The 20032-nt window shown below is 68.8% G+C and carries 21 protein-coding genes; 9 read left to right on the forward strand and 12 right to left on the reverse strand.

Annotated elements, in window-relative coordinates:
- Nucleotides 1-12 precede the first annotated feature (12 nt).
- From BG418_RS10275 to BG418_RS10300, 7 genes are all read right to left on the reverse strand, one after another.
- Entirely contained in the window at nt 13-1560 is a 1548-nt protein-coding gene (locus BG418_RS10275; RefSeq protein WP_188273444.1) for a glycosyltransferase family 39 protein, read from the reverse strand.
- Nucleotides 1557-2252 (reverse strand): ABC transporter permease, encoded by a 696-nt coding sequence (locus BG418_RS10280; protein WP_188273445.1) that lies wholly within the window; start codon nt 2250-2252, stop codon nt 1557-1559. Before BG418_RS10280 ends, BG418_RS10275 begins: the two co-directional genes overlap by 4 nt.
- Nucleotides 2252-3148: an ABC transporter ATP-binding protein gene (locus BG418_RS10285; RefSeq protein WP_188273446.1), complete on the reverse strand. Its 897-nt coding sequence runs from the start codon at nt 3146-3148 to the stop codon at nt 2252-2254. The genes BG418_RS10280 and BG418_RS10285 overlap by 1 nt, the downstream gene beginning before the upstream one ends.
- A complete protein-coding gene (locus tag BG418_RS10290) occupies nt 3145-3555 on the reverse strand; it encodes a GntR family transcriptional regulator (protein ID WP_223184627.1) in 411 nt (136 codons plus the stop codon). Before BG418_RS10290 ends, BG418_RS10285 begins: the two co-directional genes overlap by 4 nt.
- A 312-nt stretch (nt 3556-3867) precedes the next feature.
- The gene (locus BG418_RS10295; RefSeq protein WP_188273447.1) at nt 3868-4545 is read right to left on the reverse strand and encodes a hypothetical protein; all 678 of its coding nucleotides are present in this window, start codon (nt 4543-4545) and stop codon (nt 3868-3870) included.
- 124 nt (nt 4546-4669) lie between these two features.
- On the reverse strand, nt 4670-4885 hold the full coding sequence (locus tag BG418_RS39760; RefSeq protein WP_223184628.1) for a hypothetical protein: 216 nt from the start codon (nt 4883-4885) through the stop codon (nt 4670-4672).
- Nucleotides 4886-5037: 152 nt separating this feature from the next.
- Nucleotides 5038-5847, reverse strand: coding sequence for a helix-turn-helix domain-containing protein (locus tag BG418_RS10300; protein ID WP_223184629.1), 810 nt, complete (start codon nt 5845-5847; stop codon nt 5038-5040).
- Nucleotides 5848-6308: 461 nt separating this feature from the next.
- Between BG418_RS10300 and BG418_RS10305 the strand changes: the two genes are divergently transcribed.
- The 3 genes from BG418_RS10305 to BG418_RS10315 all read left to right on the forward strand — a co-directional run bounded on the left by BG418_RS10305 (nt 6309) and on the right by BG418_RS10315 (nt 8092).
- A complete protein-coding gene (locus tag BG418_RS10305; protein ID WP_188273448.1) occupies nt 6309-6791 on the forward strand; it encodes a hypothetical protein in 483 nt (160 codons plus the stop codon).
- Between the two features lie 84 nt (nt 6792-6875).
- Complete coding sequence (locus BG418_RS10310; protein ID WP_188273449.1) at nt 6876-7535, forward strand: bifunctional 2-polyprenyl-6-hydroxyphenol methylase/3-demethylubiquinol 3-O-methyltransferase UbiG; 660 nt, start codon at nt 6876-6878, stop codon at nt 7533-7535.
- A 203-nt stretch (nt 7536-7738) separates the two neighbouring features.
- Nucleotides 7739-8092 carry a VOC family protein gene (locus tag BG418_RS10315; protein ID WP_223184630.1) on the forward strand — a complete coding sequence of 118 codons (354 nt, stop codon included), beginning with the start codon at nt 7739-7741 and terminating at the stop codon, nt 8090-8092.
- 612 nt (nt 8093-8704) lie between these two features.
- Here the strand turns inward: BG418_RS10315 and arsM are convergent.
- Entirely contained in the window at nt 8705-9466 is a 762-nt protein-coding gene (arsM, locus tag BG418_RS10320) for an arsenite methyltransferase (RefSeq protein WP_188273451.1), read from the reverse strand.
- A gap of 81 nt (nt 9467-9547) precedes the next feature.
- Between arsM and BG418_RS10325 the strand changes: the two genes are divergently transcribed.
- From BG418_RS10325 to BG418_RS10335, 3 genes are read left to right on the forward strand one after another with little or no spacing between them, the layout of a single operon-like run.
- Nucleotides 9548-9922, forward strand: a complete 375-nt coding sequence (locus BG418_RS10325) for a helix-turn-helix transcriptional regulator (protein WP_188273452.1) — start codon at nt 9548-9550, stop codon at nt 9920-9922.
- Entirely contained in the window at nt 9919-10656 is a 738-nt protein-coding gene (locus BG418_RS10330) for an aquaporin (RefSeq protein ID WP_188273453.1), read from the forward strand. The genes BG418_RS10325 and BG418_RS10330 overlap by 4 nt, the downstream gene beginning before the upstream one ends.
- A gap of 26 nt (nt 10657-10682) precedes the next feature.
- Nucleotides 10683-11096 carry an arsenate reductase ArsC gene (locus tag BG418_RS10335; RefSeq protein ID WP_188273454.1) on the forward strand — a complete coding sequence of 138 codons (414 nt, stop codon included), beginning with the start codon at nt 10683-10685 and terminating at the stop codon, nt 11094-11096.
- Between the two features lie 28 nt (nt 11097-11124).
- Here the strand turns inward: BG418_RS10335 and BG418_RS10340 are convergent, their stop codons facing one another.
- Genes BG418_RS10340 through BG418_RS10355 form a run of 4 tightly spaced genes read right to left on the reverse strand, consistent with a single transcriptional unit; the run spans nt 11125 to nt 13742 of the window.
- The gene (locus BG418_RS10340) at nt 11125-11625 is read right to left on the reverse strand and encodes a hypothetical protein (RefSeq protein WP_188273455.1); all 501 of its coding nucleotides are present in this window, start codon (nt 11623-11625) and stop codon (nt 11125-11127) included.
- A gap of 28 nt (nt 11626-11653) precedes the next feature.
- On the reverse strand, nt 11654-12799 hold the full coding sequence (locus BG418_RS10345) for an MAB_1171c family putative transporter (protein ID WP_188273456.1): 1146 nt from the start codon (nt 12797-12799) through the stop codon (nt 11654-11656).
- Nucleotides 12796-13317 carry an ImmA/IrrE family metallo-endopeptidase gene (locus BG418_RS10350; RefSeq protein WP_317453592.1) on the reverse strand — a complete coding sequence of 174 codons (522 nt, stop codon included), beginning with the start codon at nt 13315-13317 and terminating at the stop codon, nt 12796-12798. The genes BG418_RS10345 and BG418_RS10350 overlap by 4 nt, the downstream gene beginning before the upstream one ends.
- The gene (locus BG418_RS10355) at nt 13314-13742 is read right to left on the reverse strand and encodes an XRE family transcriptional regulator (RefSeq protein WP_317453593.1); all 429 of its coding nucleotides are present in this window, start codon (nt 13740-13742) and stop codon (nt 13314-13316) included. Before BG418_RS10355 ends, BG418_RS10350 begins: the two co-directional genes overlap by 4 nt.
- A 237-nt stretch (nt 13743-13979) precedes the next feature.
- Between BG418_RS10355 and BG418_RS10360 the strand changes: the two genes are divergently transcribed.
- The 3 genes from BG418_RS10360 (at nt 13980) to BG418_RS10370 (ending at nt 20022) form a co-directional block, all read left to right on the forward strand.
- Nucleotides 13980-14693, forward strand: a complete 714-nt coding sequence (locus BG418_RS10360) for an RICIN domain-containing protein (RefSeq protein WP_188273458.1) — start codon at nt 13980-13982, stop codon at nt 14691-14693.
- A gap of 376 nt (nt 14694-15069) precedes the next feature.
- Nucleotides 15070-19422, forward strand: a complete 4353-nt coding sequence (locus tag BG418_RS10365) for a hypothetical protein (RefSeq protein WP_188273459.1) — start codon at nt 15070-15072, stop codon at nt 19420-19422.
- Nucleotides 19423-19500: 78 nt separating this feature from the next.
- Nucleotides 19501-20022 (forward strand): hypothetical protein, encoded by a 522-nt coding sequence (locus BG418_RS10370; RefSeq protein ID WP_188273460.1) that lies wholly within the window; start codon nt 19501-19503, stop codon nt 20020-20022.
- The last annotated feature ends 10 nt before the right edge of the window (nt 20023-20032 follow it).

The raw sequence follows: 20032 nt of genomic DNA on the forward strand, positions 1-20032 counted from the left end.
GCTCGGTGAGCTTCACCCGTAGTTGCGCAGTTCGGGCCAGATCGTGCCCCAGGGGCGGAGGGGGTCAATGCAGACGTAGACGTGGCCGCCGGATTCGATGGTGTGGGTGCCGCCGAGGGTGGGGAGGGTGGCGACGGTATGGACGGTACGGAAGTACTGGCGGAGGTGGGTCTCGTATCCGGGTGCGTGGTCGGGGCCGGGGGCGATGGCCACCACGGTTGTGGCGTTCGGGTTGCCGGGGCCCCACCACCAGTCGGTGTTCTGGGAGCTGACGGCGGTGGGCAGTCCGGTTCCGCGGCCCAGTTCGTTGATGGCGCCGGCCTCGCTGTAGTCCGCGGCGAAGATGACGGCGTTCGCGCGCTGCTCGGCCGGAAGTCCGTTCCACACCTGCCGTACGGTGCCGACCAGTTGGGGCCATCCCTGGGTCTCCCCGGAGATCGGGCTGATGCCGTAGGTCCAGGCCGTGGCGGAGGCCGGCAGCACCGGGAGGACGACCACGGCTGACAGCGTGGCCGAGACGGCGGTTCCGATCATCAGGTCGCGCAGCCGCCCCGGGCGGGCGTGCAGCCAGCCGTCGAGGTCAACCGCGCCGGCCGCCAGCAGGCACACGTACAGTCCGGCCAGGTAATAGACCTGCGCTCCGGTCGTCGCGGCGAACAGGACGAACAGGACGGCGTAGGCGATCACCAGGCAGCGCCACAGCGGTCGGCCGGAGCGCCACAGGAACCGCAGGCCCGCCAGCCACAACAGCGTCATCGCCAGGCAGGACATACCGAGTTGTCCCACGATCCACGTGAGGATGTTGGCCGGGCCGCCGTGTTCGCGGTTGAGCGCGTGGGTCATCTCGAACATGGCCCAGCCGTGGTGAGCCTGCCACCACAGGTCGGGCAACACCGCCAGAGCGGCGATCGCCGCGCCCGCGAGCAGCCGGCGGTCGGCCGCGGTCCGCCGGGCCGGGCCGAGCAGCACCGCGGTCAGCAGGACGGCTGCGAAGATCGCCGCGAGGTGGTTGAACTCCGCGCCGACGCCGACCAGCGCTCCGGCGGCGATCCACCACCGCGTGTCGCCGGTGCGGCCGATCCGCACGACCACGCAGGCGATTGCCGCCCAGGCCAGCAGTTCGAACGAGGTCGTGTTGGCGACGTGCGCGCTGCCCAGGAGCACGGGCATGGTACCCGTGGCGATCGCCGCGAGCAGCTGCGCGCGTCGCGTGCCGCCGAACTCCCGTGCGGTCAGGGCACCCACGACCACCGTGCCTGCGGCGGCCAGCGCCGGCCACAGCCGCAGTCCCGCCTCCGAGACCCCGAAGAGGGACAGCGAGAGCCTGGCCATCAGCGGCGCCAGTACCGGCTGGTCCACGTAACTTGCCTGCAGGTGCCGGGCGCAGTCGAGGAAGTACAGCTCGTCGCGGTGGAAGCCGTAGCGCTGGGACAGCGCCATCAGCAGCGCGAGGACCGTCCCCGCGACGGCGAACACCCGCCGGTCCAGCGGTGCGATCCGCCCGCCGTCCTCCCCGGCCCGCGCCTCATGTCCCGCGTCCACCAGCCCTGCCGCGCTCATATGCTCGTCTTCCGGATCGTGGCGAAGCCGCTGACGAGCAGTACGGCGCAGGCAAGGGCGAGGACGCTGGTGAGGCCGGTGGCGGTGCCGAGGTGGTGGCCGATGTCCGTCCAGGAGTGCGTCCAGGTCGCGACGAGCGCGGCGAGCGCCAGTGTGCCGAGCTGTGCCGCGCCGAAGGCCGTGATGCCGGGCAGCCCGGCGCGGCGGTGGATCAGGCCGTAGCACATCCCGTAGGCGAACATCAGGAGGAGCGTGAGCGTCGCCGTGAGCCAGCACAGGTACCAGGGGCCGTCGAGCAGGTGGGAGACGCCGAAGTAGTCCATGGCGATGCCCCAGCCGCCGGTCGCGCCTTCCAGGGCCCGGCCGATCGCGATGACCAGTCCGAAGCAGGTGGCCAGGGCGAGGGCCAGCGTGGTGGCGGCGCGGAAGTAGCTACGCCGACTCACGCCGAGGGCGAGGGCGAAGGGCAGCGCCCGGGAGGCCGACTGGGCTCCTACGCCGAGCATGGCGAGCGGGACCGCGATCAGGCCGGCGACCCAGCGGTGGTCGCCGTGGCCGGCCGGGATGAGCCGCAGGATCACCACGTCGAGGACGAAGCTGACGGCAGCCCATGCCCAGGGCAGCACCAGGTAGGTGACGCGGTCGAGGAGCAAGTAGCGGACGACGGTGAGGGTCGGGGTGGGTGGTCGCATCAGGGTGTCCTCGCGAGCAGGTCGGAGCCGTCGTGGTGCTCGGCCGCGAAGGCCGCGAGCTGCTGGAGCGTGACCTGCTCCAGGCGCAGGTGCAGGTGGTGGGCGAGTTCGCGGTCGCGTGCGTCGAGCCGGCCGACCAACACCGCCGTGGTCTGGGCACCCATCGAGCGCCGGTTCAGCGTCGCGCGGCCGGCGATCAGCCGGTCCACGTTGCCGGCCCGGCCGGTGACGGTCGTCGCGGTGCCGCGCAGGTCGTCGGCGGGCGCGTCGAGGACGAGCCGGCCTCGGTCAAGGACCAGGACCCGGTCCAGCAGCTCGGCGGCCTCGTCGATGAGGTGGGTCGAGAGCACGATGCACCGCGGGTGGGCGGTGTAGTCGGCGAGCAGTTGGTCGTAGAAGAGAGCGCGGGCGACCGAGTCCAGGCCCGCGTACGGCTCGTCGAACAGGGTGAGTTCGGCGCGGGCGGCCAGCCCGATGGTGACGCCGAGGGCAGTGCGCATGCCGCGTGAGAGCTTCTTGATCGGCCGGGTCGGCGACAGCTCGTACGCGTCGAGCATCATGCCGGCCAGTTCGGCGTCCCAGTTCGGGTACAGCAGCGACGCAGCCCGGACCGCGTGCCGCACCCGCAGGTCGGGGTAGGTCTGGTCCTCGCGCACCAGGATCATCCGGCGCAGCACCGCGTCGTTCTCCAGCGGCCCGGCCCCGAACACCCGCACGCGTCCGGCGGTGGCGAACTCCTGGCCGGCCAGGATGCGCAGCAGCGTGCTCTTCCCGGCGCCGTTGCGGCCCAGCAGTCCGGTGATGCACGGCGTGCCGATGTCGAAGGTGACATCGGTCAGCGCCTGGTGACCGCGGTAGCGGCGCTCCAGGCCGGTGACCGAGATCGTCGGCGTCACGCCTTCGCCTCCGTCGTCTTTGCTCCCGTCGTCACCTCGACCGAAGCCAACTCCTCGCGCACCAGCCCGAGCAGTTCGTCAAGGCCGATCCCGAGCCTTGCCGCCTCGACCACCAGCGGGCGTAGGTAGCGGTCGGCGAAGTGGCGCCGCCGCTCGTGTACCAGCCGGTCCCGCGCCCCCTTCGCGACGAACATGCCGACGCCCCGTCGCTTCTCCACCAGACCCTGCTCCGCGAGCACGGTGAGGCTGCGCGCCGCCGTGGCCGGGTTGACCTGGTAGAACGCCGCGATTTCGTTGCTGGACGCGACCCGCTCTCCCTCGCCCACCGTTCCGTCGGCGATCTGGTTCGCCAACTCGGCAGCGATCTGGGCGAAGATCGGGCCGTCGCCGTCAAGCAGTGACATCATGCCTCCATTGCTCTACTGGTTCACTACCTTACTCATGAACCAGTACACGAGCGCGCGGGGAGGCGGACGCTTGACCCTCACCCGGCGTGTTGCCGCGTCGTCACTGGTGTGGAGAAGCGCCTGACCGTGGGGCGGTTGGCCGTGCTCGGGGTCCATCTGTTCCGGATCGAGTGTGTGTGACGCTCGGTCAAGTACCAGGACATGCCGGTCCGCGCCTACGCCACCGGCGCGGATCTCCGCCTCGCCGTCGACCGCGCGCTCACGCAACGAGCCAGGGCGGCGGATCAGACCGGGCCTTACATCCAAGATCGCTTAGCTGGATGAGACGCGCTCGACTTCCCTCAGCTGGGTGGCGTCGATGCGGCCGTCCTCCAAGGAGAGGAGCCAGGGCAGCAGTTGTGGAGTGGCGTGCAGCTCGTCGTAGAAGCCGAGATGGAGGTCGGCGAGCTCATCTTCGACAAGCCAGTAGTCGAGCGCGTCGCTCAGATGCAGGTCGGCCGCCTCAGTGCGGGTTTCGGCCCACAGGTCCAGCCAGGGGGCAAGGGTGCCCGCGGTGACCGCGAGTGCTTCCAGGACATCGGTGATATGCCCCGTAATCGGGCGGGAGTGCAGGACGGAGCGCCACCAGGCGTGCCAGACCTCGTCCAGGGCTATTTGTTCCGGCGCCGGCCAGTTGCGCCACCCGGCGGCGAGCAGCCGCGAGGCGACCAGGCCGTGGTCGAGCTGGTCGGCGATGAGGAGGCGGACGATGCGGGGCATCAACCGGCGGTACAGGCCGGGGAAGTTGTCCCAGTGGTCGGGCGTCTTGAGCGCGACGGAGAAGAGCAGCTGGTCCGGCACCCGGTGCACGGGCTCGCCCAGGACTTCGAGATCGGCTTCGGTGTAGCAGTGGGTACAGCCGCCCACCGAGAACGGCAGCCCGGAAAGCGGTGCGGAGGCAACGTCCAGGGCCTCAAGTGCGTCCTGGAGTTGCTGCTGCGGGTTGGTCATGGATGTGCCTGACGAGACTCCGTCCGGACACGCCGGAGAAGAGCGCGACGCTACCACGGGCATGGCTCCACCCAACTACTGGACGACCGTCTCCCCAAGCCGCACGGCAAATCACCAAGACCGCTCAGAAGGAAATCCCAGACAGCTTGGACAACCTCAGCAGCTCGGGGTTGCTGCGGCGATGCAAGGACGAGAGAACCCGGAACACCTCCCGGCCCATCGGATGGATGCGCGCGAACTGGGGGGCCACGGCCCAGGCCATCGACAGGTTTTCCAGGGCTCCGTCACGGTCCCCGATGTCGAGCCGTGCCCGCGCCGCGTTGATGTACGTCGGGGCCACGCGGGTAGGAGGCATCCCTTCCAGGGCGGCCGCTAGGTCATCTGTCAGAGCCAGAGCCTCACGAGGCCTACCGAGATCCACATTGGTGGCCAACCGATGCGTGAACACGTTCTGAGGACCGACCGTCAGGCCGTGTACGTCCAGCTCACGACTCATCCCCTGAGACGTGGCCAGCGCGGACCGAATGTGCCTTCCGCCTCTCGCTTGGCCTCCTTCTTGTCCCTGAGCCTGCCCGCCAAGGTCATTCCTCGAAGGTTGAGGATGCACACGGCAATGTCACGGTCCGTGCTGTCGAGCTTCTGCTGAGCCTCTGCAATGGACCTGTCCACAAGGCTCAGCCCTCGTTCAACGTCACCGAAGTTCAGGTAGGTGCCCGCACGGTCCCGAGCTGCCACAGCCACCCCCAAGGGGTTTGACTTCTCCTCGACTGCCCACCGCTGGCGAGTGACGGCAAGCTCGGCCATGTCCATCCAGCGGTGCCGCGCAGCAAGCCAATAGACGGTGCTGTAGGCGTCTGCCAACACCATCCAGGACTGCGCCGTGTTCACGGCGTACGCGTTCGTCGTAGCGTCCCTGAGCAGTTTCGGAAGCATGGTCAGCAGGCTCGAGACGTCGACCTTCTTCCGGTACCTGTCCGCCGCCCCCATGTCGGCGCTCAGCCTGCTCTCCTCTACTGCCTCGCGACCCGGCAGGTCGTAGTCCCTGATAGCCGCCCGCAGGTCTTCCAAGGGCTGCTTGGCGCCCCGTGTAACAGGGGTCGTCCCCATGACCTCAGCCATGGACAGTCCCATGGGTTTGCCGACGGCAGCCGCGACGGCAGGTGTCAGAGCCCGGTCTCCTACCTCGATCTTGGACAGGAGAGAGACTGAGATGTTCGCTTTCTTAGCCATCTGCGCCTGTGACCAACCGCGTTCCTTTCGGAGCGCTGCCAGGTTCGCGCCGGGGGCGAGATCAGTGCTCATGGGCTCAGTCTTCCTCGCGGATAGGGGTCCTGTCAGCCATCGTCACAGGCGACACGGGTGTCCGCAGGTCCGTTGTGCAAACTCCGTGCAAGTTCCCCTGCACATAGAGGCGTTGACTGGTTGTACGAGCCAGTCAACGACGGAGTGATAAGGCGGGCGGGATGAGACAGGCAGCGGAGTGGAAGCCCGGTGCGGCAGTGTTCGACAGGGGTTCGCAGATGGTCGGGGTCGTCCACGAGCAACGAGGGCCCAAGGTCACCCTGAAGCGACCTTCCGGGCTGAGGTGGGATACCCGTGTCGTAGCCCTCCGTGAAGCGAACGACCGGGAGAAGATTCAGCTCGCAGCCCTCGCGAGGCACAGCCGGAACATGCGTGACCTCGCCGCCTTTAGGGGCAGGGGATGAGCCGGTTACTCGGCAAGTGCAGTGCACCACTCCGACAGCAGTAGGAGGAGACGCACGATGAGCACAGTCGTTCAGACGCGGACCCGTGATCCGCGAATCATCCTCAACGCGGTGCGTGAACGTGTCCCGCAGTTGGTCGCGGACGTGGGCGTGGCCGACCTGTGGGAACGGGAGGTCGCGCTCCTGCTGCGAGACAGCGTGGAAGTTCCCAGCCTCGCTGAGCGCATCCTCGGACAGGGCATCGCGTACCTGATCACCGCCATGGAATGCCCTGGCGTGGACATGGGCGTCGGCAAGACCGTGGACGTAGGTGTCCATCAGCTCATCCTCGACACCCCGCTCTACTTCGCCCTGTGCGAGGAGTACAACGGCGGACGGTACAAGCACCACGCGCCGCTGATCGAGCGCCGCCGGGACGGCACCGTGATGCGCACGGCCGAACTGCTGCGCAAGAACGGCTTCACCGTCGATGCCGAGCTGTGGGCGGTGGACGCGTCCGACTGCTCGCCATGCGACGACAAGGTCCCCGACAGCCACTGACACGGCACTAGAGTGCCCTCGCCCCCAGACTTCGCACGAGGGGCGGGGGCACCCCCTTGCCCGCCCGACACGGAGGAAGTCCCGTTGCCTGCCCAGCACAACATCGACAGCGAACGCGAACTCTGGGACACCTTCGCGGAGAGCACCAAAGACAAGGTGTTCGACGCCGACCCCGTCTTCTGCTGGACGCAGTACTCCGGGCACGGACCGGGCCCCGAACTGCTGGGAGACCCCGCAACCGTGCTGGAGATCGGATGCGGCACGGGGCGAGCACTCGCCTACCTCGCACAGCGAGGGGTGAAGGCAACGGGTGTGGACCTCTCGCCCGTCATGGTCGCCAACACCACTGCGAGGTGGGGTCCGTTGGGGGCACGGTTCGTCTGCGCCGAAGTGCTGGACCATCTGAGCGCCACCACGGACACGTACGACGCCATTTACTCGATCTTCGGGGCCGTGTGGTTCACCGACCCGCAGAAGCTGCTCCCGCTGATCGCCGAACGGCTGAACCCTGGCGGAGTCCTGGCGTTCTCCCACCCCCCGGCCATCCCTGGCGCGTACGGGCCACAGGGCATGTACAAGGGCGGATTCGCCGGGAAGGCGATGTTCACCTACCGCTACAGCTACACGCCCCGCAAGTGGCACAACCTACTGACGAAGGCTGGCTTCACGGGCGCCGAGGTGACGGTTGTCGATGCCCCCGAGCCCGATCACATCGGCACACTCATTGTGCACGCCACCCTGTGAACGGGCCCATGTCCCGTACCTCCTAGCCGCCGTGGCCAGATGGGCACGGTTGTGAGCGCCCGGAGCCGCTTTGAGGGCGGCACGGCGCCGATAGGTGTGCTGTCTCACGAGGTTGGTGCCTGAGGCGGCCGCGGAGGACGTGGAGGACTGGGAAGAGTGGCGGTTTTGCGGGGTGAGCCACCGGTCTCCTAATGTTCAGGCCCATGGCACTGGAATGGGAACAGATCATCGTCGACTCCGCCGACCCCGTCGCTCTCGGGCACTGGTGGGCCGAGGCCCTCGGCTGGGTTGTGGTCGACGAATCCGAGGAAATCATCGAGATCCGGCCTGAGCCGGACCGGATGCCGGGCCTGCTCTTCGTGCCTGTCCCCGAAGGCAAGACGTCGAAGAACCGGCTCCACCCCGACTTCCGCCCCGACGACCAGGAGGCCGAGGTCGCCCGGCTGCTCTCCCTCGGTGCCCGGCGCGTCGACACCGCGCAGGACGGGCAGCACTGGGTGACCCTCCTCGACCCGGAGGGCAACGAGTTCTGCATCCTGAGTGAGCCGAAGAGCTGAGCGCGGACCGGGCAGTTATCCGGGGTCCCGAGCCGGGGCCCCGGCTCTCTGGCTGGTCCGTGCCCCGTACGGACCTGTGCGGGGACGCCCGAAGAGGCGCGATTCCAGGCTGAGGGCATGGAGTTCCCCGTAGATGTGGCGCAGCGCGACCCTCGCGAACACCGTCCGTCTGCGGGCTGCCGCCCGCCACTGGCGCGGTACCAACCTCATACGACAGCACGGTTGGGACGATGCGTCCCCGCCCCGCGTTCTGCCTCCCAGCGAGGGGTGGCAGGCCGTATCAGCTCGTACGGGTCACACACCGCAGCGCCGACCCGGTCACCTCGCACCCCGGGCCGACGAGGACGCAAACCGCCATGAGGGTCGCGGCCGGCCCGGCCCCCGTTGAGGGTGTTCCCCCTCACCGTGACCGGCCGCGAGCTGTCGATGTCCACCCCGTTCGATGGACAAGCTTCTTGATGAGTGCGGCAACGGCGTCTCAGCCCTGGTACTGCTCCCCTTCCCGTGCCCTGCCGAGCTTTCTCGTCAACACGCCTGTCCAGCAACCCATTTGGACAGGTCGGGACACCCTGGGACGGGTTGGGGCGAGCTCGATGGCGAGCGGCGGGTCCGCTACGTATGAGATGTGGTGGGCCTGTGGGCGCGGACGATGGCCGAGTGCATGCCGTCGGCGACCGTGTGGGTGGGGGTGATCTCGATGCCCGTGAAGCCGGCCGCCTCCAGGCCCGCGCGGTATTCGGCGAAGGACAGGGCTCCCGCGATGCAGCCGACGTAGTCGCCGCGCTCCCCACGCTGTTCGACGGTGAGGGTGTCGTCAGCGACGATGTCGGTTACACCGATCCGGCCGCCGGGCTTGAGCACGCGGAAGGTCTCGGCGAAGACGGCGGGCTTGTCGACGGACAGGTTGATCACACAGTTGGAGATCACCACGTCGACGGTGTGCGCGGGCAGCGGGATCGCCTCGATCGTGCCCTTGAGGAACTCGACGTTCGTCGCGCCCGCCTTCGCGGCGTTGGCGACGGCCAGGGCGAGCATCTCGTCGGTCATGTCCAGCCCGTACGCCCTACCGGTGGGGCCGACGCGGCGGGCGGAGAGCAGGACGTCGATGCCACCGCCGGAGCCGAGGTCGAGGACGCGTTCGCCCTCGCGCAGCTCGGCCACGGCGGTCGGATTGCCGCAGCCGAGAGAGGCGGCGACCGCTTCGGCGGGCAGGGTGTCGCGCTCGTCGGCGGCGTACAGGGTCGAGCCGAAGTTCTCGTCGATCTCGACCGGCTGCGGCCCGCAACAGGCGGTGCCACCCTCGGTGACCTTGACAGCAGCAGCCGCGTACCGTCGGCGGACGGTCTCACGCATGCCGTTGGACTGATCGCTCATGGCTCACTCCCCTGAACAGCCTGTATTGAGCTTCATCGATTCAACCTTGCGCCTTGAATCGACAAACGTCAACATAGAAGTATGTCGAAACAAGAGCTTGAGGTGATCGGCCAGGACGCCGCCTGCTGCCCCGGCCTGTCCGTCGCGCCGCTGGGCGAGGACCGGGCGGCCGAGCTGGCGAAGGTGTTCAAGGCTCTGGGCGACCCGGTCCGGCTGCGCCTGATGTCGATGATCGCCTCGCGCGGGGAGGGCGGCGAGGTCTGTGTATGTGAGCTGACCCCGGCCTTCGACCTGTCCCAGCCCACGATCTCCCACCACCTCAAGCTGCTGCGCCAAGCCGGGCTCATCGACTGCGAGCGGCGCGGGACCTGGGTGTACTACTGGGTGCTGCCCGGCGTCCTGGACAATCTCGCAGCGTTCCTGACCGTCCCACAGCCCGCCGGAGCCACCGCGTGACCGCGCCGATCGGCCGCCGCGTCGCCGCCGAGGCGATCGGGACCGGGCTGCTGGTGGCCGTGGTGGTCGGCTCCGGCATCCAGGCCACCGAGCTGTCGCACGACGTCGGCGTGCAGTTGCTCGCCAACTCCCTCGCCACCGTCTTCGGCCTGGGTGTACTGATCGCCTTGCTCGGGCCGGTCTCCGGCGCGCACTTCAACCCGGCCGTCACCCTCGCCGCCTGGTTCACCGGCCGCCGCACTCCGGACGGCCTGACTCTGCGGGACATCGCCGCGTACCTGCCCGCCCAGATCGCGGGTGCGATCGGCGGGGCGGTCCTGGCCGACGCGATGTTCGCCAAGCCGCTGGTCAGGCTCTCCACCCACGACCGGTCCGCCGGCCACTTGTGGCTCGGCGAGGTCGTCGCCACGGCCGGGCTGATCCTGCTGATCTTCGGCCTGACCCGGATCGGCCGTGCCACGCTCGCTCCGGCCGCGGTGGCTTCGTACATCGGGGCCGCCTACTGGTTCACCTCCTCCACATCGTTCGCGAACCCGGCGGTGACCATCGGCCGGGCCTTCACCGACACCTTCGCCGGGATCGCGCCCGCCTCCGTCACCCCGTTCATCGCCGCCCAGTTGCTCGGCGCCGCGCTCGGACTCGCCATCGTGGCCGCGGTATACGGCCCGAACACCGCCCCGGCACACCGTGAGATCGGCGTCCCGCGCAGCGAACCCGAACCCGCAGCCTCCTGACACACCCCCCGAGAAAGACACCCACCATGAGCACTCCCGCCTCGCGCCCGTCGGTGCTGTTCGTCTGCGTCCACAACGCCGGCCGCTCCCAGATGGCAGCCGCCTTCCTCACCCACCTCGCGGGCGACCGCGTCGAGGTCCGCTCCGCAGGCTCCGCCCCCGCCGACACCGTCAATCCGACCGTGGTCGAAGCGATGAACGAGGTCGGCATCGACATCTCCGCCCAGGCCCCGAAGATCCTCACGGCGGAGGCCGTCCAGGCGTCCGACGTCGTGATCACCATGGGATGCGGCGACGCGTGCCCCGTCTTCCCCGGCAAGCGCTACCTCGACTGGCAGCTCGACGACCCGGCCGGACAAGGCGTCGAGGCCGTACGCCCCATCCGCGACGCGATCGAGACACGCGTCCGCGCACTGATCTCGGAAGTGGCGCCCGGCTGACGGCTAGACCCACTCCGCTCGACCACGCTCAGGACAGGATCGACCTGGTGCAGAGGAAACACCCTTCCCAGTGCGGCAGCGCACTGAGGATCCGGTGTTGTACGCATGAGGCCATCGCGCGTTCGTCCGGCCCGGGGAAGACTCCGCCGAGGTGGGTGTCGTCAGCCGGTACGAAGGACTCGACCATGGCCTTGAACTGGTGCAGGTAGTCACGGGCGAAGGGTGGGTCGTAACCCAGCTCGCTCCAGCGATGGCCGCTCAGCGCAAGCGTCGTGGCACGCAGTACGAAGTCCTTCGACCGGGCACGTTCCGCTGGAGTCGTGCCCCATGCGATGTCTTCCAGGTCGAATCCGACAGCCCCTCGGCCCATCACGTTCTGGTCCTGAAGAGTCAGCAGAGACGCGAAGCGGTAGTCCCACACGTCATCGGCGAGATCGGACACCGCCAGCATCAGCACGTCGATGAACACCTCTGTGCCGCCGTTGGACAGGTCCAGGCTCGTGCCGCCACCACCGAATACGTTCCCCACGCGGCCACGGTACGACACCTCGGTCGCATCACTGGACAGAAAGGTCTGCCCGGCGTGGGGCGAATGCCGCTCGGGTGGCGAAGGACCTTGATATGGCGGCCAGTTGGGAGGCCTCGGCGTCCGTTCCCACCTCCCCTCCCTCGGCATCGGCTTCTAGTGGCAGAGGACGGTACCCGGGCTCCGGCGCCAGGACGGGCGAGTCGGCTGTCGTCTTGTCCAGCGCCGCCGCGATGGCCGCCGCCCACTCGGCGGCCGTCACCGGCTCCGGCAGTGTTTCCATACACGGGCGCAGCAGAAGCAGCCCGTCGTGGATTTCGATGACCCGGCGGTAGAGGGCGAAACGCACTGCGCTTGGGGTGAACTGACGGATACGTATACCGTGCCGGGGCGACTGAAGCGCGATCTCCGGGAACTCCCGATGCAGCGCGGACCACAGCGGGTTCAGCGCCCGGTACGTGCGGTACGACCACCACCAGTGCCGCAGCGGAGTCCAGGCGGAGGTGCTGCCTCCGGTGATGGCCAGGGTCGCGCAGAGCAGGCCCAGGACGGTGGAGACGGTGTCCTCGCCGTCGGTCTGGCGCCCGGTGAACAGGGCGAGCCGGATGTCGTCCAGGCCCCACGCCGTCCACACCACGCCCACGGCCACGCCGCCGCAGAACAGCCGCAGCCCGACGCGCTGGACACCTGGCCCGGCGCGTCGGGCTCTGCGCAGGGTCACCCGCACCAGTGCCACCAAGTGCCAGGCCGGGAACAGGGTGATGACCGTGTTGTACGCGGCCAGGAACGGACGCCGACCGACATCGACGAAGAGTTCTCCGGAGGCGTGCTGGAGATCGGCCGCCGAGAAGAGCACCACCATGATGAGGAGGGTCAGCGCGGTGGCGATGGCCTGCCGCCGCACCGATCGGGCGGCCAGCAGGCCCAGGCAGGAGACGGCCAGCATCCGCAGTTGATCGCCCATCAGCATGGGCAGGCCCGGCAGGGCGATGGTGTGCTCGACGGCCCGGGCCGTGGCGGGGGCGAGGACGATGAGGGCGATGCCGAGGCAGAAGACGGAACGGTGGACATACCGCTGGGCGGCGGTCGCCTGACGCTCGCCGCGTACGGTGTTCCACCGGTACGCACCGAACACGCACAGGGCCAGCCCGACGAGGCACTGGAGGAGATCGGTCATGGCCGCCTCCGTCGGGGTGCGGGGCCGAGGAAGGGATCCGGGGGCTGCTCACGAAGATCCCACACCGCACGCTGGATGATCAGCGAGGCCAGTAACTCGGCTTCCTGCTCCTGCGGTTCGGTGTAGACCGTCCGGCCCAGGACCCGGTGCACCAGCTCGTCCGCGAGGTGCGGCGTCAGTTCGGTGGAGAGTGTGCCGTCGTGGCCGCACAGGAGGTGGGACAGCTCGTGCACGAGGATGTGCTGGCGGTGGAGCGGAGAGGTGTCCTCCGCGTAGGCGATGTAGTCGGCCTGGTCCGCACTGACCAGCAGACCGCAGGGCACCCCGGGAGTCCACGGGATCGGCATGAGCTCGATCGGTCTGCCGCGCTGTTCGGCCGCGTCGGCGATGAGCTCGACCGCGTCGAACGGAACGGGGAGTTCCAGTGAGGCGGCGATGCCCCGGCACCGTCGCAGCAGGTTCTTGGCCGCAGCGGATGGGTGGACTGCCCGGTCGGCACCCCAACGGCGGTGTCTCACCGCTCGGTTGACCTGCGACGATCGGCCTCCCGGCGGGCGATGGACTCGATCAGGTCGCGTACGGTGCCGAGTCCGTCGGGGGACAGATTGACCGCGCGCAGGGCGACATCGCGTACACCGGCGTCCCGCATGGCGGAGAGCAGGGCGACCTCCTCGGAGATCCGGGCGCTCTCGGCGTCGTCGAAGAAGTACGCGACCGGCACCTGGAAGAACGTGGCCAGCGCCTCCAGATGCCGCTTGGTGGGGTTGTCCCGGCGGCCCGTACGCAGCTGCCACAGATAGGTGGCCGAGAACGTCTCTCCGCTCGAATCGCGGCAGGCCCGCGCGACGTCCTCGTTGCTGTACGGAGTGCGGTCCGGGCGGCGTACCGCCTGGAAGAGGGCCTCTATTCGCTCGGCCAATGACTGGGTTCCGGCCTCCGGCACTGCCCCACCTCCGTTCTGTAGCGGCATAGTAACCGACCTCCCACCCTCGGCCAGGGGCGAGCCGACGGCAACGACATGAACTGAGATGAATGAACTGGCCAGCTTCTTCACACCAGTTGACACCTGTTGGATCGGTCGGCCAAGCTTCGAAGCGCTTTGGGCGCCTGATCCGATCGAGCCTGACCAACTTCGATCGAGCGCCCCTCCGACGCACGCTCGCGAACGAAGGAGCACCACATGAGACGCACTGTCGCCGCCTTATTCACGGCCCTGCTGGCGATCTTCACCGCTGCCGCCCTGCCCGCCACCGCGCATGCCTCAAGCCCCGGTTCCTGCTCCACCCACTACGAGGGCCCGTACGGCAGCGCCTCGTGCACGGGAGTCGACCCGAGCGTCCAGTGGCGGGCCGTGGTCGGCTGCTTCTACCTCGTCGACGGCCAGCCGTACCCGTTCACGGTGCTCGGCAACGTGATCACCGGCAACGGCACCTCGGTCGGCGGTTGCACGGGCGCCTCCTGGGCGACCAAGCACATCTCGGCCGAGGTCGTGGGCGTGGCCGGCCGCCAGGGCCGTCTGGTGGGCTACGGCGGCAAGTGCATGGACATCGCCAGCGGGAAGACCACGGTCGCCACCCCCGTGCAGATCTACGACTGCAACGGCACCGGCGCCCAGTGGTGGACGCTGGGCAACGACCACAGCGTGCGCGGCCTCGGCATGTGTCTGAACGTGGTGTGGGGGAGCAGCGACAGCCCCAACGGCACCAAGGTGGAGATCTACGACTGTGTGGGCACCCAGGGTGAACAGTGGATCCCCCAGCCGGACGGATCGCTGAAGAACGTCCTCACCGGCAAGTGCCTCGACGACCTCGGATTCAGCACCGCCAACCGCACGCAGCTGGGCATCTGGGACTGCAACGGCCTGGCCAACCAGAAGTGGGCGCTGACTCCCTGACCCTCTGACCTCTGATCAGCCGTTCGACGTGGGGCCGCCTTCTGGGCGGCCCCATACATGCGTTTCCGGACCCGAGCAGTCCGGTCGTCCCAACGGTCCCAGGGACGCTGTAGGGACGCTTGGGACGCCCGAACTCGCGGGCCAGAAGGTTAGCTTGCGGTGACCTCGCAGACCCGTCGCTGTACGCGGGTGCGTCGGTCGCCGACCACCGGAGTCTCGACGGCGTCGTGCGCACGGCACCGGGGTGCCGCCCCCCTCCCCCGGACCGTCGCCGCGACGCGCCGTCTTTCTCCTTCTCACGACGTCCTGACCACGACCTCATGACTCACCATCACGCGTCGCCGTGGCGCGTGCACGTACGAAATCGGAGATCTCCTTGAGACCTCGCAGAACCGCCCGTAAAGCGCGGGTGCCCGTGCTCGCGTCGGCCGGTCTGGCCATGGTGGCCGGGCTGTTGCAGGGCACCATGGCCTGGGCCGGGCAGTCCGATGCCGCCGGAAGTCAGCCCCCGGCGCCGGGTGCTGCCGCGCCCAACACGGTGGCGCCCGAGCAGCGGGGCGATGCCCTCGGCAAGGACTGGAAGAAGTCGACCGACCGCGCCTGGACGACGGCCGGTGACGCCACCGGATTCCACGTGCTGGTCGCGGACGCCAACGCGGGCTACACCTGGCGGACCGTGGCGACGCTGTCGGAGCCGGGCCTCGATACCGATCAGTGGATCGGCAACGCGTGTGTGACCGGCTCGGGCAAGCGGGCCGTGGTGGTCTACGCACCCCGCGCGTTCACCAACCGCGACGACCTCTTCGACCGGGGTGCCTTCACGGCGGTCGTGGACCTGCAGTCGGGGAAGGTGACCAAGCTGGCGCTGAACGCCAGCCTGGCCTACTTCGACCCCGGTTGCGGTGCGGGTGAGACCGCCGTGGTCACACAGGCGAGCGCCGACGGCAACAGCGAGCAGACCCAGTTCCAGACCGTCGACGCCGCCACCGGAAAGATCGTCTCCACTGGGACGGTCGACGGCCAGGCGACCTCCGCGGTCCCGGTCGGCAAGGACGTCATAGCCGCCGCCGGGTCGCACCTCGTCAAGGTCGGCCCGGCGGGCAAGGCGGACGTGGTGGCCACCACGCACGGCACCGCGACGCGACTGCACCCGGACGCCGACGGCAACGTCGCCTTCCTGGAGCCCGCCAAGGGCGGCAAGGTCGACGTCCAGCACCTTCGGGGCCGTACGGTCAAGACCCTGGCCGTCGGCGCCCTCGGGCAGGTCGGTCTGGTGCAGGGCGCGGCCGGCAAGGTCTTCGTGACCGGCAAGTCCACGGCCGCGGGCGACCTGCCCTCGACGATGCGCCGCGTCACCGAGGCACCCGCCCAGGCGGAGCTGTCGACCAACGGCCAACTGGCCGTCGTCCAGGCCGTTCCCCAGCACCTCGCGGACAAGGTGGCCTCGCCGCTGATGCGGGCCAAGGCCCCGGTGGCCGAGGCCGTCGAGATCAAGGCGACGGCGACCGCCACCGACAAGCCGCTGGCCTTCACGGTCGCCACCCAGCAGACCCCGGCCCAGGCCGACACGGGGGCGAAGCCCTCGCCGCTGCTCCCGTTCATCGCGGGCGGCCGCAGCACCGTGAAGAAGGCGCTCGCCGCGTCCGGCGCCAAGGCCGCGGCCTCGGGCGACCCGGCCACCGACCCGGTGGACGGCGACCGTTACTGCGCGGTGCCGCGCAACGACGTGAACACGCAGGTCTACCAGCCCACCCCCAACCAGGTGGAGTGGGCGGCCGACATGGCCATCCGGGGCCTGCTGACCTCGGACCACGCCAACCGGCCCGCCAACTGGCACAACTCGGGGCTGCCGGCCTGGTCGCCGCAGGGCATGTTCCCCTCGCACCCCCTGGTCACCGGCGGCCGGATCCCGGCGCAGGTCATGCTGGGCATCCTGACCCAGGAGTCCAACCTCTGGCAGGCCAGCTCGCACGCCGAGCCGGGTGAGTACGGCAACCCGCTGATCGGCAACTACTACGGCACCAACATCTACGCCGGCACGACGGGGTACGACCCGAAGCGCATCTGGAAGATCAACTGGGACAAGGCCGACTGCGGCTACGGCATCGGCCAGGCCACCGACGGTATGCGCATCGCCGGGCACCCCAAGGAAGGGGAAGTGCTCCTTCCGCCGGACCAGCAGCGGGCCGTCGCCCTGGACTACGCCACCGGTATCGCCTACTCGACGCGCATCCTGCAGGACAAGTGGAACGAACTCCACACCGCCGGTACGCAGATCAAGCTGAACGACGACGACCCGACGCGTCCGGAGAACTGGTTCGCCGCCGTCTGGGACTACAACGCGGGCCTCAACGTGCGGGGCAGCAACCCGGACGACGCGTCGGCCTGGGGACTCGGCTGGGCCAACAACCCCGCCAACCCCAAGTACCCGGCGGACCGCGGCGCGTTCCTCGACAACAACCACTACGCGGACGCCGCGAAGCCGCAGAACTGGGCGTACGAGGAGAAGGTGATGGGCTGGGGCGCGTTCCCCATCGACACCGGCCACTCGTACGACGACAACGGCAACCCGAACAAGGGCAACACGCACGGCTTCTCCTCGGCCTGGTGGTCCAACGCCATGGAGCGCACCTCCTCGGTCAAGCCGCCACTGTCCGCGTTCTGCGACACCACCAACGGGTGTGACTGGGCCAACCCGCCGGTCTGCCACACCGTCTCCTGCTACAACCAGCACTGGTTCCGCCACGACGTCACGTGGAAGAACTGCGGCAGCAAGCCGGCGCCCCCCAGCGGGCTGGCCAATGAGTGCGGCAACGAGTACCTCACGTACAAGACCGTGCGCGGCGAGCCCGGTGACGCCCATCCCAAGCTCGGCCCCTGTGACGCGAACGCCCTGCCCAGCGGCACCGTGATCGTCGACGACGAGCCCGACGGCGCACCGCAGAACCGCTGCGGGTCCCGTGGCTGGTCGAGCAACGGCTCCTTCTCCTGGGAGTTCCGCACGGACGACGAGGGCAAGTACGAGGCCAAGGAGGACCTCCACCAGATCGGCGGCGGCTTCGGCGGCCACTACTGGTTCTCGCACGCGCGTCAGCCCAACAACTGGGACAACTACCTCACCACTAGCGGTACGTGGACGCCCAATCTCGCCGATCACGTCTACAAGGTGCAGGCGTTCGTCCCGTATCCCTCGCACACCACGAAGAGCGCCCACTACGAGGTCACGGCCAAGGACGGCAAGACCCATGAGCGGATCGTCGACCAGTCCAAGGCCAACAACGACTGGGTGACCGTCGGCTACTTCCAGCTGGGTTCCAACGCCAAGGTCTCTCTCACCAACGTCACCGGTGACTCCACCTCCGGTGAGCTGGACGTGGCGTACGACGCGCTCGCGTTCGTCCCCGTGGACGGCACGTACGAGCACCACACCTTCGACGCGGCGGCCATCTTCGAGAGCAACCAGAACCTGGACACCGACACCCCCTGGCTGATGAAGACGCCCATGCGGACGCGTCAGACCATCTACGACTGGGCGCACTCGCGCACGGCCGGCGGTACGACCTTCGACAACCAGTACAAGCTGGTCGGCCTGTCGAACTTCCAGGTCTGCAACGGTACGTACAACGACCTCTGCCTCGGCGGCAACACCTCCGCCGCGATCAAGTCCTGGCAGTCCGACGTGGACGCGGCCGGAACCGACCCGAACGCGCATCCCTCGCAGGCCGACTGGCTCGGCTTCGCGATTCCCGCGCCGCCGTCGACCATCAACGAGCACACCTTCGACGAGGACCGCTCGTACAAGATCAAGACGCACATCGACGCGTCGTACGTGGTCGGCCCGGATGGAAAGATCATCCCGGGGACCGAGGAAGTGGTGGACTCGGGCCGGACCGGCAACACCGAGATCGCCCCGTTCGCCCGTAACTTCATCCAGGCGACGGTCAAGGACTACGGCTCGCTCGGCGTCACCCTGCCCGACCTGTCGTTCGACGCCAAGGACGGCAACGTCACCGGTCAGACCACCCATGTGGCCAACCCGCTGGAGACCGGCCTCACCCCCGGACAGGCCTACCGTTCGGGCCAGCAGCCGACCACCATCGACTCCACCGGCAAGTGCGTGACGACCAAGTTCGTCAGCGGCGGCAGCATCGGTTACCGCCCGCTCGACGAGGCGCCCAACACCGACACCAACATGAACGCCTGGGTGAACAAGCTGAAGAGCCTGGCCGACCAGCGGCAGATCCCGGTCGAGGTCGCGGACACCGCGGGCGACATCTACAGCCTGTTCTTCCGCTCGCCCGCCCTCGACGGCGGCGGCAACCCCCAGGGGTCGCTGTTCAACATGGCGCCGCCGATCTGGCAGAACGTCAGCATGGCCTTCTGCGGTGGCGGCACCGTCAAGCCCACCAGCGCGGCCAACATCGACGACAACCCGACGACAGGGCTCGTGTACCAGAGCTACATGCCCAACCTGTACCTCTACCTCGACGGCCACATGGTCGACGAGACCGGGCAGCCGGCGAACGGGCCCGTGCAGCGCGGTGACTTCAAGTCGTTCTCCAACCTGCCGCTCGGCGACGACCACCACACCGGCTACGGCTCCTGTGGAACCGAGGTCAAGGGCAACGGTGGAAACCCCTGGAGCCTGAAGGCCGTGCCTTCCGGCTTCCCCGGAGGCACCCCCAACATCCCCATGTTCTGCGATGACGGGAGCCACTCCAGCAGCTGATGTCCCGGCCCCGGCCAGGTCCGCGATCGCGGGCCCGGCCGGGGCCTTCGCCCGTGCCCACGAAGGAGGATGCGGACCATGGTGCGACACCTCACGTTGCCAGGGCTGCTGGTGGCGCTACCGCCCCTGCTCTTTCCCCTGGCCGTGACCCTGCCGTCCGGTCTCCCCGCCGACCAGGTGGTCCTCGCCTCGACGATCGGCCTCTTCCCGGCGGTACTCTCCGCCTGGCTGGCGAGCCGGGTGCTCGCCCGGCACAGCCGTCTGCGCCATGCGGCTCTCACCGGGTGCGTCTCGACGTCCCTGTTCGGGTGTCTGATCGTGGGCTCCGTCTATTACGGGTTGGTCTTCGCGCCCTTCCTCGTGCTCCTCTTCGGCCTCCTCGGCCTGCTCAGCCTCCGGGGCACCTGGACCCTGGCCCAGGGCAGAAAACGGGGAGCGGTGAGCGCTTCCCTTCCGCTGTGCCTCATCGCAGCCTTCGGCCTGCATGTGTCCACCGGCGGAGCGGCGGGGAGGCTCGTCCACCTGGTCGGCTGGACGTGCCTGGCCCTCGCCGTCCTGATCTGCTCGCTGACACTGCTGGCGCCCGAAAAGCGCAGCTGACGGACCCGTT

Origin of the sequence: Streptomyces sp. CBMA152, assembly GCF_014596475.1 — a bacterium.
Taxonomy (GTDB): Bacteria; Actinomycetota; Actinomycetes; order Streptomycetales; family Streptomycetaceae; genus Streptomyces.